This is a genomic window from Mesorhizobium sp. M7A.F.Ca.US.011.01.1.1, from assembly GCF_003998295.1.
Classification (GTDB): domain Bacteria; phylum Pseudomonadota; class Alphaproteobacteria; order Rhizobiales; family Rhizobiaceae; genus Mesorhizobium.
The window spans coordinates 36,469-52,218 of the sequence record NZ_RZRT01000014.1 but is presented as its reverse complement, the minus strand read 5'-3'; the positions used below and the strand labels follow the sequence as shown (position 1 = coordinate 52,218).

Annotated in this window: 14 protein-coding genes and 1 other RNA gene; 10 read left to right on the top strand and 5 right to left on the bottom strand. The window is 62.9% G+C overall.

What is annotated here, in order from left to right:
• Positions 1-4: 4 nt before the first annotated feature.
• Both EOA13_RS16075 and ffs read right to left on the bottom strand, forming a co-directional pair.
• Positions 5-1,822 (bottom strand): DNA polymerase III subunit gamma/tau, encoded by a 1,818-nt coding sequence (locus EOA13_RS16075; protein WP_127293988.1) that lies wholly within the window; start codon positions 1,820-1,822, stop codon positions 5-7.
• A gap of 105 nt (positions 1,823-1,927) precedes the next feature.
• Positions 1,928-2,024, bottom strand: an RNA gene (gene ffs / locus EOA13_RS16070) — signal recognition particle sRNA small type.
• Positions 2,025-2,193: 169 nt separating this feature from the next.
• On the opposite strand from ffs, the gene EOA13_RS16065 reads away from it, so the two are divergent.
• Genes EOA13_RS16065 through EOA13_RS16055 form a run of 3 tightly spaced genes read left to right on the top strand, consistent with a single transcriptional unit; the run spans position 2,194 to position 3,942 of the window.
• Positions 2,194-2,613, top strand: coding sequence for an HIT family protein (locus tag EOA13_RS16065; RefSeq protein WP_127293986.1), 420 nt, complete (start codon positions 2,194-2,196; stop codon positions 2,611-2,613).
• 41 nt (positions 2,614-2,654) lie between these two features.
• Entirely contained in the window at positions 2,655-3,599 is a 945-nt protein-coding gene (nudC, locus tag EOA13_RS16060; protein WP_127268464.1) for an NAD(+) diphosphatase, read from the top strand.
• 37 nt (positions 3,600-3,636) lie between these two features.
• On the top strand, positions 3,637-3,942 hold the full coding sequence (locus tag EOA13_RS16055) for a Dabb family protein (RefSeq protein WP_127293984.1): 306 nt from the start codon (positions 3,637-3,639) through the stop codon (positions 3,940-3,942).
• Here the strand turns inward: EOA13_RS16055 and EOA13_RS16050 are convergent.
• Both EOA13_RS16050 and EOA13_RS16045 read right to left on the bottom strand, forming a co-directional pair.
• Positions 3,939-4,802, bottom strand: a complete 864-nt coding sequence (locus tag EOA13_RS16050) for a prephenate dehydratase (RefSeq protein ID WP_127293982.1) — start codon at positions 4,800-4,802, stop codon at positions 3,939-3,941. The genes EOA13_RS16055 and EOA13_RS16050 overlap by 4 nt on opposite strands.
• Positions 4,803-4,811: 9 nt before the next feature.
• Positions 4,812-5,540 carry a 3-deoxy-manno-octulosonate cytidylyltransferase gene (locus EOA13_RS16045; RefSeq protein ID WP_127293980.1) on the bottom strand — a complete coding sequence of 243 codons (729 nt, stop codon included), beginning with the start codon at positions 5,538-5,540 and terminating at the stop codon, positions 4,812-4,814.
• A gap of 193 nt (positions 5,541-5,733) precedes the next feature.
• Between EOA13_RS16045 and EOA13_RS16040 the strand changes: the two genes are divergently transcribed.
• The 7 genes from EOA13_RS16040 (at position 5,734) to EOA13_RS16010 (ending at position 15,194) form a co-directional block, all read left to right on the top strand.
• A complete protein-coding gene (locus EOA13_RS16040) occupies positions 5,734-6,420 on the top strand; it encodes a cytochrome c family protein (protein ID WP_127293978.1) in 687 nt (228 codons plus the stop codon).
• Between the two features lie 156 nt (positions 6,421-6,576).
• The gene (locus EOA13_RS16035) at positions 6,577-8,454 is read left to right on the top strand and encodes an extracellular solute-binding protein (RefSeq protein ID WP_127293976.1); all 1,878 of its coding nucleotides are present in this window, start codon (positions 6,577-6,579) and stop codon (positions 8,452-8,454) included.
• Positions 8,454-10,322: an extracellular solute-binding protein gene (locus EOA13_RS16030; RefSeq protein ID WP_127293975.1), complete on the top strand. Its 1,869-nt coding sequence runs from the start codon at positions 8,454-8,456 to the stop codon at positions 10,320-10,322. Before EOA13_RS16035 ends, EOA13_RS16030 begins: the two co-directional genes overlap by 1 nt.
• Before the next feature lie 30 nt (positions 10,323-10,352).
• Entirely contained in the window at positions 10,353-11,450 is a 1,098-nt protein-coding gene (locus EOA13_RS16025) for a microcin C ABC transporter permease YejB (RefSeq protein WP_127293973.1), read from the top strand.
• Positions 11,450-12,595, top strand: coding sequence for an ABC transporter permease (locus EOA13_RS16020; protein WP_127293971.1), 1,146 nt, complete (start codon positions 11,450-11,452; stop codon positions 12,593-12,595). The genes EOA13_RS16025 and EOA13_RS16020 overlap by 1 nt, the downstream gene beginning before the upstream one ends.
• Positions 12,592-14,223 (top strand): ABC transporter ATP-binding protein, encoded by a 1,632-nt coding sequence (locus EOA13_RS16015; RefSeq protein WP_127293969.1) that lies wholly within the window; start codon positions 12,592-12,594, stop codon positions 14,221-14,223. Before EOA13_RS16020 ends, EOA13_RS16015 begins: the two co-directional genes overlap by 4 nt.
• 29 nt (positions 14,224-14,252) lie before the next feature.
• Positions 14,253-15,194 carry a glyoxylate/hydroxypyruvate reductase A gene (locus EOA13_RS16010; RefSeq protein WP_127293967.1) on the top strand — a complete coding sequence of 314 codons (942 nt, stop codon included), beginning with the start codon at positions 14,253-14,255 and terminating at the stop codon, positions 15,192-15,194.
• Here the strand turns inward: EOA13_RS16010 and EOA13_RS16005 are convergent.
• On the bottom strand, positions 15,191-15,553 hold the full coding sequence (locus EOA13_RS16005; protein ID WP_127293965.1) for a hypothetical protein: 363 nt from the start codon (positions 15,551-15,553) through the stop codon (positions 15,191-15,193). The two genes, EOA13_RS16010 and EOA13_RS16005, sit on opposite strands and share 4 nt — an antisense overlap.
• Positions 15,554-15,750: the final 197 nt, after the last annotated feature.

Sequence of the window (15,750 nt, the reverse complement as noted above, 5' to 3'; positions counted from 1 at the left end):
TGGATCAGGGTTCATCGTCGTCAGCCGGCGGCTCGACCGGCACTTCGGCTTCGGTCGTTTCGGCTTCCGGCGCGTCTGGAATGCGCACGTCGATGATCTTGGCGCCGGGAAAGCGCGCCAGGATAGCGGCCACGGTCGGGTCGCTCTTGGCATCGAGAAAAGCCGTCTCGCGCTTGGCCGATTCCATTTCGGCGAGCGTCTGGCCGCCCTCTTCCTTCGACAGCGAGACCAGCCAGCTGCGGCCGGTCCAGGCGCGCAATTTCGTCGTCAGGTCGTTGAGCAGCATCTTGGGAGCATCGCCGGTCAGGCCGACGTCGATGCGGCCGGGCTCGATGCGCACAAACCGGATGCAGCTCTTGACCAGCACCTTGAAGGCGATGTCGCGCTGCGCGTCGGCGAGCGCAATGATGTCGGCCAGCGATTTCAGCGGCGCCGATTGCGCCTCCATGACCGGCTCCGGCGGAGCGACGTAGGCAACGGGAGCAGGCGAGGCTTCGACCAGCCGCATGGTCTGCGCACCGCCAGGACCGGCGGGCATGCGCGTCTGCGCCACCGCGCCGGCGCCACCGCCGTTGCCGGAACTTGCAGGCGCGCCATTCGGGCGCGGCGCGCCGCTTTGGACCGGCGCTCCGCCCTCGAGCGATCTCAACGCCTCGTCCAGCGTCGGCAGGTCGGCGGCATGCGCCAGCCGGATCAGCACCATTTCGGCGGCACTGACCGGCCGGTTGGAGGACTGCACTTCGGGAATGCCCTTGAGCAGCATCTGCCATGTCCGCGACAGCACCCTGACCGACAGCGTCCTTGCGAAATCGGCGCCGCGCTGCCGCTCGTCCTCGGACAGCGAGGCATCCTCGATGGCCGTCGGCACGAAACGCAGCCGGGTGACGAGGTGGTTGAACTCGGCAAGATCGGTCAGCACGGCTGCCGGATCGGCGCCGGTGTCGTATTGCGCGCGGAATTCGCCGAGCGCTGCCGCCACATCGCCCTTCATCACATGTTCGAACAGGTCGACGATGCGGGCGCGGTCGGCAAGTCCCAACATCGCCCGCACAGCCGCGGCACCGACAGTGCCGGCGCCATGGGCAATCGCCTGGTCGAGGATGGAGAGCGAATCACGAGCCGAGCCTTCGGCGGCGCGCGCAATCATCGCCAGCGCGTCGTCGTCGACCGAAATGCCTTCCTGGGCCGAGATCGAGCCGAGATGCGCGACCAGCGCGCCGGCGTCGATGCGCCTCAGGTCGAAGCGCTGGCAGCGCGACAGGACGGTGATCGGGACCTTGCGGATTTCGGTGGTGGCGAAGATGAATTTGACGTGCGGCGGCGGCTCTTCCAGCGTCTTCAGCAGGCCGTTGAAGGCCTGCGTCGACAGCATGTGCACTTCGTCGATGATATAGACTTTGTAGCGGGCCGAGACCGGCGCATAGCGCACGCGCTCGATGATATCCCTGATATCGTCGATGCCGGTATGCGAGGCGGCGTCCATCTCGATGACGTCGACATGGCGGCCCTCCATGATCGCCTGGCAATGCTCGCCGAGCACCGCGAGGTCGACCGAAGGCTGGTCGATATCAGCGGTTTTATAATTCAGGGCCCGCGCGAGGATGCGCGCCGTCGTGGTCTTGCCGACGCCGCGCACGCCGGTCAGCATCCAGGCCTGCGCGATGCGGCCGGTGGCAAAGGCATTGGTGAGGGTACGCACCATCGGCTCCTGGCCGACCAGCTCGGAGAAGTTCGAAGGACGGTACTTGCGCGCCAGCACGCGATAGGCGGCGGCCTTGCCTATCTCCAGGCTTTTTGGTCCCGAATTTCCGGCTTCGCTCATTCGCCCGTAAAGCTCCAAATGACCGCGCCCGAAGGCGGCCGATTCCTGCGCATAGTCTCGCCCGCGCTGCAATGCGTCGTCAATGTCGCGAGAGGGGCCGATGAGGTGGGAGGCTGGAACAATGACCCGTTCCGGGCTCGTTAGGGCTGCTTCCTTCCGGACCTGACCCGGTTGGCGAGTGGATCGTCCACCACCAACCTCCCGCTTTCCATATCGGCAATTGCGCGACGAAATGCAAGTCCGCCGAAGAAATCGTTAAATGTCGAATCGGCGCACCAAACCGTGAGGGCGCAATGATTCACTTGCAGCCCCCTTGCCGCCGCTCTAGCCTTCATGTGTTGAGCAAACCAAGAAAAGCAAGGGAAACGCCGATGCTGCCGGGCCTGGAGGCCGGATTCACGCTGGACGCACGGCTGGAGGCGGACAGCGAGCAGTTGATGTGGCTTGGGCTGTGCGAATTGCGGGTGATGAACGACCGCCGCTGGCCATGGCTGCTGCTGGTGCCGCAGCGGCCTGGCGCGGAGGAAATCCATGACATGACGCCGCTCGACCAGACGATGCTGACCTTCGAGACCAATATGGTGGCGCAGGCGCTGAAGAAGGCGACCGGCTGCACCAAGATCAACACCGGCGCGCTCGGCAACATCGTGCGCCAGTTGCACATCCATGTCATCGCGCGTTCGGAAGGCGATCCCGGCTGGCCCGGCCCCGTATGGGGACACGGCCTGCGAGAGCCCTATCAACGTTCCGACTTGCGACGGTTTGCCGAAACGATCAAGGCGGCGCTATAAGCGTTCCCAGTGTCCATCCCTCAACATATTCCAGAGTCCCCATGAGCTTCCGCCTGTTTGACGCGCCTTTGCGCGAGCCGAGCCAGTTCGTCGGCTTCGCCGGCAACACGATCGACCGGCAGTCCGAGAACCGGGCCGACGATTCGGTCGACAAGGCGCTGGCCGATCCGGCGACGCGGCTGCTTCTGATGCATGGCGGCCGGCTCTATCTGAAGCTCGGCGATAGCGGCGCTCTCGACCCCTGGTTCGGCGCGACCGAAAGCGAGCCCTTCAAGGTTTCCCTGGCGCAAGGCATCCTGCTCGGCTTTTCCGAACGAGGACCGGTGCTGGCCGTGCCCGCTGGCGTCGAACCCGAACAGCTTCCGGAAACAGTCAAGGCCATCGACTACCGCTCGGTCTACATGCAAGGGCTGATCGACGAGGCGGCGGCTGGCGCGATGGCGCAAGGGGCGGCCCTGCTTGCCTGGCATGCCAGCCATCGTTTCTGCAGCAAATGCGGTACAGAATCACAGATGCGGGCCGGCGGCTACAAGCGCCATTGCCCGAATTGCGGCACCGAGCATTTTCCGCGCACCGACCCGGTGGCGATCATGCTGACGGCGACGCGGGAGAAATGCCTGCTCGGACGCGGCCGTCATTTCGCGCCGGGCATGTACTCGGCCCTTGCCGGCTTCATCGAGCCGGGCGAGACGATCGAGGCCGCGGTGCGCCGCGAGACGCTGGAAGAGGCCGGTATCCGGCTTGGCCGCGTCGTCTACCACGCCAGCCAGCCCTGGCCGTTCCCCTATTCGCTGATGATCGGCTGCTTCGGCGAGCCGCTCAATGACGATATCCAGGCCGACCTCAACGAGCTTGAGGACTGCCGCTGGTTTTTTCGCGACGAGGTGCGCCTGATGCTGGAAAGGACGCACAAGGACAATCTGGTCACGCCGCCGAAAGGCGCCATCGCGCATCACCTGATCCGCGCCTGGGTCGATTCAGAATGATGGCAGCGAACACCGAAAGACATTGCAGGAGCAGGACATGATCCGTCACACCGTCGTTTTCACGCTGAAGCATCCGCCGCACTCGCTGGAGGAAAAGCGGTTCCTGGTCGACGCCAAGAAAATCCTAACCGCGATCAGAGGCGTCACGCATTTCGAGCAATTGCGGCAGATCAGCCCCAAGAACGACTATCATTTCGGCTTCTCGATGGAGTTCGCCGACCAGGCTGCCTACAACAGGTACAACGACCATCCGGACCATGTCGCCTTCGTGCGCGACCGCTGGGTGCCGGAGGTCGAGGCCTTCATGGAGATCGACTACGTGCCGCTGGGCGCGGTGATCTAGTCCGCAACCTTCCACTGCTCACGCGACTCGCTGGCCGGATAGACGCCGAGAATCCGCACTTCGCGCGAGAAGAAACGAAGCTCGTCCAGCGCCAGCTTGACCAGCGGATCGTCGGGATGGCCCTCGATGTCGGCGTAGAACAGCGTCGCCGTAAACGCCCCCAACTGGTAGCTCTCCAGCTTGGTCATGTTGATGCCGTTGGTAGCGAAGCCGCCCATCGCCTTGTAGAGCGCGGCCGGCACGTTGCGGACGCGGAAGATGAAAGTCGTCATCATCTTGACGTCGGGCGACGGGCGCTCGGCCCATTGCTTGTTCTTGGTCAGGACGACAAAGCGGGTGACGTTGCTGTCGGTGTCCTCGACGTTTTGCTCGATGATATCGAGCCCGTAGAGCGTCGCGGCCAGTGCCGGCGACAGCGCCGCCATGGTGCGGTCCTTGACCTCGGAGACCATCTTGGCGGCGCCAGCCGTGTCGCCGGCGACGATCGCCTTCCAGCCGTTCTTGCGGATGTATTTGCGGCACTGGCCAAGCGCGTGGATGTGGCTGTGCACCGTCTTGATCTCGTCACGCCTGACGCCCGGCAGCACCATCAGCTGGAAATGGATGGGCAGGAAATATTCGCCGATGATGTGCAGCTTCGATTCCGGCAAGAGATGATGGATATCGGCGACGCGGCCGGCAATGGTGTTCTCGATCGGGATCATGGCAAGGTCGGCCTTGCCGGTCTCGACCGCGTTGAACGCATCCTCGAAGGTCGGGCACGGCAACGGCTCCATCGATGGATAGACGTTGCGGGAGGCGGTGTCGGAATTGGCGCCCGGCTCGCCCTGGAAGGATATTCTGTTGGTCTTTTCAGGCATGCCGATATCTCAGGTTGAAAGGATCTGTCTGGCGCGTTCGAGGTCTTCCGGCGTGTCGACGCCGAGCGGCAGCGACTGGACGATCTCGACGTCGATGCGCATGCCGGCTTCCAGCGCCCGCAACTGTTCCAGCCGCTCGCGCCGTTCGAGCGGCGACGGCTTCAGCGCGACGAAGCGCTCGAGTGCCTCGCGGCGGTAAGCGTAGAGGCCGACATGATGGTAAAGCGGCCCCTCGCCCCAGGGCGCCGTGGCACGGGTGAAATAGAGCGCCCTCAGCCTGCTGCCGGAAACCGGCGAACCGACGATCTTGACGACATTGGGATTGGTCTTTTCCTCGTCGCGGACGATCTCGACGCCGAGCGTGGCGATGTCCACCGCACTGTCCTCGAAAGGCCTGAGCGACGCGGCGATAATCTGGGGATCGATGGTCGGCAGGTCGCCTTGCACATTGACGATGGTTTCGACCTTGCGCCCGGGGTCGAGCGCGATCAGCGCCTCGTGGATGCGGTCGGAGCCGGATTCGTGATCCATACGCGTCATCACGGCCTCGAAACCGTGCGCGCGCACCGCTTGCGCCACGCTTTGCGTGTCGGTCGCCACCACCACCCGGCCAAGGCCGGCTTCGGCGGCGCGGCGGGCGACATGGACGATCATCGGGGCGCCTGCGATGTCGGCCAGCGGCTTGCCCGGCAGGCGGGTCGAAGCCATGCGGGCCGGGATCAGGATCAGCGTGGACATTTCGGGTGCAAGGCGTCTCGAAAGAGGACAGGGAAAGTGGCAAAAGGTCTCACTGGAAGCGCCCTTATAGGTGTTGCAACGCCGCAGCAAAAGACCTAGTTTCCGCCCGATTTGACCGCCCTGGCAGGACGGGTCACGATACCGACGGACGGAGTGGACGGTTCTGTCCGCCGGAAAAGGGAGCAAGGGGCGTATGGATTCCAACGAAGTCAACAAACTGCTCGCCGGATTGCTCGGAACCGTTTTCGTCGTCTTTTCGGTCGGCATTGTGTCCGATGCGCTGTTTGCCTCGCCGGCGCCGGAAAAGCCCGGCTTCGCCATCGAGGCCGCGGAGCCCGCCGAAGGCGGCCCGGCCGCTCCTGCTGCCGCAGCCAAGCCGATCGCCGATCTGCTGGCGACCGCCAATGTCGAGCAGGGTGCTGCCGTCTTCAAGAAGTGCCAGGCCTGCCATTCCGGCGAAAAGGGCGGCCCCAACAAGGTCGGCCCGGACCTGTGGGATCTCATCGACCGCCCGGTCGCCGAGCATGAAGGCTTTGCCTATTCGGCCGGCATGAAGGAATTCTCCAAGGGCGGCGCCGAGAAGTGGACCTACGACAACATCAACCACTTCATCACCTCGCCGAAGAAATTCGTGAAGGGCACCGCCATGGGCTTCGCCGGCCTGCCCAAGGACGAGGACCGCGCCAACGTCATCGCCTATCTGCGCACGCTGTCCGACAATCCCAAGCCGCTGCCGGCACCGGGTGCCGCCGCCGATGCAGGCGCCAAGCCTGCCGATGCAGCCGCCCCGGCAAAGCCGGCTGAGGGTGCCGCGCCCGCGAAACCGGCCGCTCCTGCCGCCCCGGCTCCGGCCGCACCCGCACCGGCGCCTGCCCAATAGCCCGATATCATCTCGACGACCTTGAAAAAGCCGGGTTCAGCCCGGCTTTTTTGTTGGGAAAACCGCATAGGCGGCGACAAAGCCGCGCATGGCGGTTTTCACGAGCGCCAAATCATCTAGATTGTCCGTGAACGGGCATTGCGAAGAGGATAGTGCATGACGGTTGGCCGGACGCTTCTCAGGTCGTTGCTGGCGGCAGCCCTTCTGGCGGCGGGATTGCAGGCTGCCCGCGCCGACGAATGGCGCACCACCTCATCGCTGATCGGCGAGTCCAAATACGGCGCCAATTTCCAGCACTACGACTACGTCAACCCCGACGCGCCCAAGGGCGGCACGCTGAACTCGGTGGTGCCCGGCACATTCGACAGCTTCAATCCCTACGTCGTCCAGGGGTCGCCGGCTGCCGGCCTCGTCGGGTTCGGTGGCGGTCTGCTCTACGACACTCTGATGGAGCAGGCGACCGATGAAGGCAGCACCAGCCATCCGCTGATCGCCGATGCCTACAAATATCCGGCCGACTGTTCCTCCGCGACCTACCGGCTCGATCCGCGCGCCAAATGGCATGACGGCCAGCCGATCACCGTCGATGACGTGATCTGGTCGTTTCATGTGCTCAAGGCCAACAGCCCGCAATACAGCCGCTATTTCGAGAATGTCACCGATGCGGTGGCGATTTCGGATCGCGAGGTGGAGTTCCATTTCAACCAGAAGGGCAATCGCGAACTGCCCAAGATCATCGGCGACCTTGCCGTGCTGCCGAAACATTGGTGGGAAGGCACCGATGCCAATGGCAAGAAGCGAGACGTGACCAAGCCGACGCTGGAAATTCCACTCGGTTCAGCCGCCTACAAGATCGCCAGCTTCAAGCCGGGCTCGGAGATCATCTGGCAGCGTGTGCCGGATTACTGGGCGGCCACGCTGCCGGTGAAGATCGGCCGTGAGAATTTCGACACCCGACGCTACACCTATATCCTCGACGACAACGCCGCCTGGCTCGCCTTCACCAAGGGTGGGCTGGAAGACATCAACCGCGAATACAGTTCGCGCAAATGGGCGACGGCTTACAATTTCCCGGCATTCCAAGCCGGCGATGTCATCAAGAAGGATTTCCAGACCCAAGCGCCGGAACCGATGCAGGGCTTCGTCCTCAACCAGCGGCGGCCGCTGTTCCAGGACCGGCTGGTGCGTGAAGCGCTGACCATTCCGTTCGATTTCGAGAGCATGAACCGCACGCTGTTCTTCGGCTTCAACACCCGCACATCGAGCTATTTCCAAGGCACCGAACTGGCCTCGAGCGGGTTGCCGCAGGGCAAGGAACTGGAGATCCTGGAAAAATATCGCGACAAGCTGCCGCCCGAACTTTTCACCCAGGAGTTCAAGCTGCCGGTCTATGATTCGCCGCAGGCGGAACGGAAGTACTTGAAACAGGCGGTCGATCTCTTCGCCAAGGCGGGCTGGGTGATCAAGGCCGGCAAGATGGTCAATGCCAAGACCGGCGCGCCGTTCAAGTTCGAAATCCTCGGCTGGAACGACACAGACCAGGTGATCGCCAGCCCCTACATCGCCAATCTGCGCAAGATCGGTGTCGACGCCACTTTGCGCATCATCGACCAGACGCAGTACATCAACCGCGTCAATAATTTCGATTTCGATGTCGTGACCGGGATTCTGCAGCAGTCGGATTCGCCGGGCAACGAGCAGCGCGACTTCTGGAGCTCTCGAGCCGCCGGCTCGCCCGGTTCGCGCAATCTGATGGGCATCAAGGATCCGACCGTCGACGCGCTGGTCGATCGCATCATCTTCGCCACCGATCGCGACGATCTCGTCGCCGCCACCCATGCGCTCGATCGCATCCTGTTGTGGAACTTCTACGTCGTTCCGCAATATTACCGGTCGGCGGTGTGGCTGGCCTATTGGGACAAGTTCAAATTCCCCGACAAGCAGCCTGCCTATGTCGGAGCCGACATCGATTCCTGGTGGATCGACCCGGACAAGGAGAAGGCCTTGGCAGCCAAATACAAGGGCGGCAATTGATGGCGGCCCTTGCCCGCCGCGACTTTCTCGCCCTGGGCAGTGCCGTGGCAGCAGCCGCCCTGCTGCCAGGCCGGGCCTTCGCCGACACTGCGACCGGCACCAAGCTGCACGGCCTGTCGGCCTTCGGCGACCTCAAATACAAGCCCGATTTCGCGCATTTCGACTACGTCAATTCGGACGCCCCCAAGGGCGGCCAGATGAATTTCGCGCCGCCGAACTCGATCCTCAATCAGAGCTTCCTGACCTTCAACACGTTGAATTCACTGGTGTTGAAGGGGGAGGCGCCGCCGCGTACCGAACTCTGTTTCGATTCCCTGATGACAAGCGCGCTCGATGAGCCGGATGCGGTCTATGGCCTGCTTGCAGAAAGCGTTTCCCTGTCGCCAGACCGCAACGGCTTCCGCTTCGTGCTTCGACCGCAAGCGCGTTTCCACGACGGCTCGCCGCTGACCGCGCAGGACGTTGTCTTTTCGCTGAAGCTTTACAAAGACAAGGGCCATCCGAACCTTTCCCAGGCGTTGCGGTACATGACCGACGCGGTTGCGGTCGATCCCGCTACCGTCGATCTCACCCTCAACGGCAAGCAGTCGGCGCAAAACATCCTTGCGATCGTGGGAATGCCTATCGTCTCCAAGCCCTTTTATACGGCCAATGATTTCGATGCTTCGACCATGACACCGCCGCTTGGCTCGGGTCCCTACAAGATTGGACGCGTGGCGGCCGGGCAGACGGTCGAATATGACCGCGTGGCCGACTATTGGGGCCGCGATCTGCCAGTGAACCGCGGCCTCTACAATTTCGACCGCATCCGCATCGACTTCTATCTTGACCGGCAGGCGGCGTTCGAAGCCTTCAAGAAAGGCGACACGCATTTTCGCGAGGAATTCACCTCGCGGGTATGGGCGACCGGATATGACTTTCCGGCGCTGAAGGACGGCAAGGTCGTCAAACGGGAATTTCCCGGCGAAAAAACACCCTCCATGCAGGCTGCCGCAGTGAACCAGCGGCGACCGCAGTTCCGCGATGAGCGGGTACGGCGGGCGATCGCCAGGTGCTTCGATTTCGAATGGATGAAGCGGGCGCTGTTTTACGGCTCCTACGAGCGCTCTCATTCGAACTTCGAACGGTCGGATTACAAGGCCGAAGGCCTGCCCTCACCTGACGAATTGAACCTGCTGGAGCCGTTCCGGGCCGAGTTGCCGCCAGAGGTCTTTGGTGAAGCGGTGACGCAGCCCCTTTCCGACGGTTCGGGCCATGACCGCAAGCTGCTGGGCGAGGCTTCGAGATTGCTTGCGCAAGCCGGCTGGAAGCGTACAGGCAGTTTCGTCGTCAACGACAAAGGCGAGCGGCTGCGGGTGGAAATGCTGGCCGAAGACGACGGCATGGTTCGCATCTTCACCCCATGGTCGGAAAGTATGAAGGCGATCGGGATCGACGCCTCGATCCGGCAAGTCGATTCGGCGCAATATGAACAGCGGCAGAGCGATTTTGACTTCGACCTCATCGTGCTCGCATGGTCGATCGGGGCGACGCCGACCGACGACAGCCTGCAGATGCTCTATGATTCCCGCATGGCGAAAATCCCGGGGCAACGCAACTATCCGGGCACCGAAAGCAAGGCAATCGACGCCCTGATCGCGGCAGCCGGCAAGGCGAAAAACCGTATAGAACTCGTCACGGCGCTCAGAGCGCTCGACCGGGTCTTGCGCGCGCGGCTCGACTGGATTCCAACATACTATCTGGCGAATCACCGCGTCGCCTATTGGGACATGTTCGGCTTTGTCGAACAGAAGCCCGATTTCGGCTTTCCGGTCGAGACGCTGTGGTGGTTCGATAAGGGCAAGGCGGCAAGAATTGGCAAAGGCTGAGATGTTCGCTCAACGAGGGCAGAAGGCCTGATGGGCGCCTATATCCTGCGCCGCATCCTTTTGATGATCCCGACGCTGTTCGGCATCATGGCGATATCCTTCGCCGTCATCCAGTTCGCGCCGGGCGGTCCGGTCGAACAGGTCATCGCCCGGCTGACCAATCAGGGCGGCAGCGACCGCCTCGGCGGCGGTGGTGGCGACGCGGGCGCTGGCGGCAATTTCGATGCCGCCGGTGACGTCAGTTCGAAATATCGCGGTGCGCAGGGACTCGATCCGGAATTCATCAAGAAGCTGGAGAAGCAGTTCGGCTTCGACAAGCCGCCGCTCGAGCGCTTCGGCATGATGCTTTGGAACTACGCCCGCTTTGATTTCGGCGACAGCTATTTCCGCGACATTTCGGTGCTCGACCTGATCCTGGAGAAAATGCCGGTGTCGATCTCGATCGGGTTGTGGATCACGCTGTTGTCCTACCTGATCTCGATCCCGCTCGGCATCCGCAAGGCGGTCAAGGACGGCACTCCCTTCGACGTCTGGACCAGCGGCGTCGTCATTGTCGGCTATGCCATTCCGGGCTTCCTGTTCGGCATCATGCTGATGGTGCTGTTTGCCGGCGGGTCGTTCTGGGACTGGTTTCCGTTGCGCGGCCTCACATCGGACAATTGGGATCAATTGTCCTGGTCGGGCAAGATCATCGACTATTTCTGGCACATGACCTTGCCGCTGACCGCGCTGGTGCTGTCGGCCTTCGCCACGACGACGCTGCTGACCAAGAACTCCTTCCTCGAAGAAATCCGCAAGCAGTATGTGGTGACGGCGCGGGCCAAGGGCCTGTCGGAACGGCAGGTGCTCTACGGCCACGTGTTCCGCAATGCCATGCTGATCGTCATCGCCGGCTTTCCCGGTGCCTTCATCTCGGCCTTCTTCACCGGCTCGCTGCTGATCGAGAACATCTTTTCCCTCGACGGCCTCGGCCTGCTCGGCTTCCGGTCGGTGGTCGAGCGCGACTATCCGGTGGTGTTCGCCAATCTTTACATCTTCTCGCTGCTGGGGCTGTTCGTCGGTCTCTTGTCCGACCTGCTCTACACCTGGGTCGATCCGCGCATCGATTTCGAGCGGAGAGACGTCTGATGTCGGAGGCTACAGTCCCCGTGGACGCGGCACCCGCGCGGATAAAGCGGCCGTTTCTGTCGCCGCTCAACAAGCGCCGCTTGCAGAACTTCAAAGCCAACCGCCGCGGCTACTGGTCGCTGTGGATCTTCCTCGTCCTGTTCGTGCTGTCGCTGTTTTCCGAGTTCATCGCCAACGACAAGCCGATCATCGCCTCCTACAAGGGCGAGATCCTGTTTCCGGTGCTGGTCGCCTACCCCGAGGAAAAATTCGGCGGCTTCTATGCCGTGACGGACTATCGCGACCCGGTCATCCAGGACGAGATCAACGCCAATGGCTGGATGATCTGGCCGCCGGTGCGCTACTCCTATCAGACCGTCAACAACGCCATTCCGGAAGCAGCGCCGGCCAGGCCGTCGTGGCAATATGACGCCAAGATGCGCTGCAACCAGTATCCGCAGGGTGCCGCCGACCCGGCCTGCATGGTCGGCAACTGGAATTGGCTCGGCACCGACGACCAGGCGCGCGACGTGCTGGCGCGCGTCATCTACGGCTTCCGCATTTCGGTGCTGTTCGGCCTGATCCTGACCGCCGGATCGGCCTTGATCGGCGTCGCGGCCGGCGCCGTGCAAGGCTATTTCGGCGGCTGGACGGATCTCCTGTTCCAGCGTTTCATCGAAATCTGGTCCGCCATCCCCGTGCTCTACCTCCTGCTCATCGTCGCCGCCATCCTGCCGCCGGGTTTCTTCATCCTGCTCGGCCTGATGCTACTGTTCTCCTGGGTGGCGCTGGTCGGCGTGGTGCGGGCCGAGTTCCTGCGCGCCCGCAATTTCGAATATGTCAACGCGGCCCGGGCACTCGGCGTGCCCAACCGCACCATCATGTTCCGGCACCTGCTGCCCAACGCCATGGTGGCGACATTGACCTTCATGCCCTTCCTGCTCTCAGGCTCGATCTCGACGCTGACCTCACTCGACTACCTCGGCTTTGGCCTGCCGCCCGGCTCCGCCTCGCTCGGCGAACTGCTCAAGCAGGCGCAGCGGAACCTCAATGCGCCGTGGCTCGGCATCTCCGGCTTCGTCGTCATCTCGCTGATGCTGTCGCTGCTGGTCTTCGTCGGCGAGGCGACGCGCGATGCCTTCGATCCGCGCAAGACCTTCAGATGAGCGAAGCCCCCTTGCTCAGCGTACAGGACCTCAGCGTCGCCTTCAGCCAGGGCGGTAGCCAGTCGACGGCCGTCGACCACATCTCGTTCGACATCGCCAAGGGCGAGACGGTGGCGCTGGTCGGCGAATCCGGCTCCGGCAAATCGGTCTCGGCGCTTTCGGTGCTGAAGCTGCTGCCCTATCCAAGCGCCAGCCACCCCTCGGGAAAGATCCTGTTCCAGGGCGCCGACCTGCTGGCGATGAGCGAGAAGCAGTTGCGGCAGGTGCGCGGCAACAAGATCACCATGATCTTTCAGGAGCCGATGACCTCGCTCAATCCGCTGCACACGATCGAGCAGCAGATCGTCGAGATCCTGAAGCTGCATCAGGGCATGGCCGACCGCCCGGCCAAGGAACGCACACTGGCCTTGCTCAACGAGGTCGGCATCCGCGATCCGCACAAGCGCCTCGATGCCTATCCACACCAGTTGTCCGGCGGCCAGCGTCAGCGCGTGATGATCGCCATGGCGCTGGCCAACGAGCCCGAACTTCTGATCGCCGACGAGCCGACGACGGCACTCGACGTCACCGTGCAGGCGCAGATCCTCGAACTGCTGGCCGGCTTGAAGAGCCGCAAGGGCATGTCGATGCTGTTCATCACCCATGATCTCGGCATCGTGCGCAAGATTGCCGACCGCGTCTGCGTGATGACCAAGGGCAAGATCGTCGAGACCGGGCCGACCAAGGAGATCTTCGCCAATCCGCAGCATGCCTATACGCGGCATCTGCTGGCGGCCGAGCCGAAGGGCAAGCCGCCGGCCGCCAATGCCGCCGCCAAGCCTGTCATGACCGGCAAGGACATAAAGGTCTGGTTCCCGATCAAGCAGGGCTTCTTCCGCCGCACCGTCGACAATGTGAAGGCGGTCGACGGCATCGATGTCACCGTGCGCGCCGGCCAGACGCTTGGCGTGGTCGGCGAATCCGGCTCCGGCAAGACGACGCTCGGCCTGGCGCTGGCAAGAATGATTTCGTCGACCGGAACGATCCAGTTCAACGGTCGCGACATCAACCAGATGACTTTCAACGCCATGCGGCCGCTCAGGCGCGAATTGCAGATCGTCTTCCAGGATCCGTTCGGCTCGCTCAGCCCGCGCATGTCGATCGCAGAGATCATCGAAGAAGGCCTCAAGATCCACGAGCCGAAGCTGTCGCCCGACGAGCGCGACGACAAGGTGGCCGCCGTGCTGAAGGAGGTCGGGCTAGACCCTGCGACACGCAACCGCTATCCGCACGAGTTTTCCGGCGGCCAGCGCCAGCGCGTCGCCATCGCACGCGCCATGGTGCTCAACCCGCGCTTCGTCATGCTGGATGAGCCGACATCGGCACTCGACATGAGCGTGCAGGCGCAGGTCGTCGACCTGCTGCGCAGCCTGCAGGCCAAGCACGATCTCGCCTATCTCTTCATCAGCCATGATTTGAAAGTCATCCGCGCGCTCGCCAACGACGTCATCGTCATGCGCAATGGCAGGATCGTCGAAGCCGGTCCTTCCCAGCAGATTTTTGAAAATCCGCAAACCGACTATACTCGGGCGCTGATCTCGGCCGCCTTCAAGATCGAGACGGCACCGGTCGGCATCGTCAGCGAGTGACTTGCGTAGAGAGGGACTAAAAGACCGCAATGGAAAAAGGCCGTATCCTGCTTGCCGTCACCGGCTTTCATCCGCAGCGCTGGCGCGAGCTCCTGTCGGCCGAGCGCGAGGTGGTGCTGGAGCCCGACGGCGCCAGCGACCCCTCGATCACCTATGCCGTGGTGTGGAAGCAGAAGCCGAACCTGTTGTCGTCGCTGCCCAATCTGCGCGCCATCTTTTCGATCGGCGCCGGCGTCGATCATATCTTCGCCGATCCCGGCCTGCCCGATGTGCCGATCGTCAAGGTCGTCGCCGACAACCTCACCCAGTACATGACCGAATATGTCGTCTGGCGGGTGCTCGACCATCATCGCCAGGGCCTGCTCTACAGGTCTCAGCAGCCGAAGAAGATCTGGCACGAGCCACAGCAAAGGCCGGCCGGTGACATTTCGGTCGGCATCATGGGCCTCGGCAGTCTCGGCCGCGCCGCGGCCTCGGTGCTTTTGTCGCTCGGCTTTGCCGTCAATGGCTGGTCGCGCACCGACAAGACCATGGAAGGCGTCGCGACCTATTCCGGCGAGGCTGGACTGATCCCCTTCCTCAAGGCGACCGACATCCTGGTGGTGCTTTTGCCACTGACGCCGGAGACCAAGGGCATTATCAACTACGGCGTGCTGAAGGAGTTGCGGAAGCGCAACGGCCTCGGCGGCTCTGTGCTGATCAATGCCGGGCGCGGCCGCCTGCAGAAGGATGCCGACATTTTGCGGGCACTGGATGACGGCACGCTGAAGGAGGCAAGCCTCGACGTGTTCGAGGTCGAACCGCTGCCGAAGACCAGTCCGCTGTGGGGGCATCCGAAAGTGTTCGTGACGCCGCACGCGGCAGCGACCTCCGACCCTGTCCATTTGGCGCCGATCATGCTGCGCCAGATGGACGCTTTCGAACGCGGCGAAAAGCTCGACAATCTGGTGGACCGTAAAGCCGGATATTAATCAGGCAGCGCCAATTTCTTCTGCTTGTCCGGATGCTCACAGTCGCGGCGATCAATCGACCGGTTCATGGCATCGATCTCGCCGCTCGCCTTGTCGGTATCGCGCTTGGCCTTGGAGCGCATGTCAGGCGTGAACGGGCCGAAGCCCATCGCCGGATTGGAGAATGTCGGCTTGGCCTTCGTCGCAAGGCTGTATTGCTGCGCCAGCCTGTTGCGCTGCGCCAGCAACTGGTCGCAGGGCACGTTGTCATATTGCAGGGAGGACTGGACGTTCGCATCCTGCTGTTCCGACATCGAAGTGCCGCCGACACAGCCGGCGGTCAGCAGGCAAGAGGCCAAGATCATCATGTTCCAGCGCATCGACTATGCTCCTCCTGATATCCCACCCTGATGCGAGCAGATCGCAAATATCAGTCGCGCATGCAAATCGGACTTTTTCACAGCAAGAATGTTTGCGAGGCGGCGACGGACCCCTCCGCCGGCAGCTTGCCTGCCACAACGGCAGGGCTGCGAGTTCGGGGCAACGGGTTCCTTCGGAGCCTTGGCCGGCGCGTGGC

Excerpts from the sequence above, each read along its gene's own strand:
- EOA13_RS16075 (WP_127293988.1), bottom strand. The coding sequence starts at position 1,822 with ATGAGCGAAGCCGGAAATTCGGGACCAAAAAGCCTGGAGATAGGCAAG.
- EOA13_RS16065 (WP_127293986.1), top strand. The coding sequence starts at position 2,194 with ATGCTGCCGGGCCTGGAGGCCGGATTCACGCTGGACGCACGGCTGGAG.
- nudC (WP_127268464.1), top strand. The coding sequence starts at position 2,655 with ATGAGCTTCCGCCTGTTTGACGCGCCTTTGCGCGAGCCGAGCCAGTTC.
- EOA13_RS16055 (WP_127293984.1), top strand. The coding sequence starts at position 3,637 with ATGATCCGTCACACCGTCGTTTTCACGCTGAAGCATCCGCCGCACTCG.
- EOA13_RS16050 (WP_127293982.1), bottom strand. The coding sequence starts at position 4,802 with ATGCCTGAAAAGACCAACAGAATATCCTTCCAGGGCGAGCCGGGCGCC.
- EOA13_RS16045 (WP_127293980.1), bottom strand. The coding sequence starts at position 5,540 with ATGTCCACGCTGATCCTGATCCCGGCCCGCATGGCTTCGACCCGCCTG.
- EOA13_RS16040 (WP_127293978.1), top strand. The coding sequence starts at position 5,734 with ATGGATTCCAACGAAGTCAACAAACTGCTCGCCGGATTGCTCGGAACC.
- EOA13_RS16035 (WP_127293976.1), top strand. The coding sequence starts at position 6,577 with ATGACGGTTGGCCGGACGCTTCTCAGGTCGTTGCTGGCGGCAGCCCTT.
- EOA13_RS16030 (WP_127293975.1), top strand. The coding sequence starts at position 8,454 with ATGGCGGCCCTTGCCCGCCGCGACTTTCTCGCCCTGGGCAGTGCCGTG.
- EOA13_RS16025 (WP_127293973.1), top strand. The coding sequence starts at position 10,353 with ATGGGCGCCTATATCCTGCGCCGCATCCTTTTGATGATCCCGACGCTG.
- EOA13_RS16020 (WP_127293971.1), top strand. The coding sequence starts at position 11,450 with ATGTCGGAGGCTACAGTCCCCGTGGACGCGGCACCCGCGCGGATAAAG.
- EOA13_RS16015 (WP_127293969.1), top strand. The coding sequence starts at position 12,592 with ATGAGCGAAGCCCCCTTGCTCAGCGTACAGGACCTCAGCGTCGCCTTC.
- EOA13_RS16010 (WP_127293967.1), top strand. The coding sequence starts at position 14,253 with ATGGAAAAAGGCCGTATCCTGCTTGCCGTCACCGGCTTTCATCCGCAG.
- EOA13_RS16005 (WP_127293965.1), bottom strand. The coding sequence starts at position 15,553 with ATGCGCTGGAACATGATGATCTTGGCCTCTTGCCTGCTGACCGCCGGC.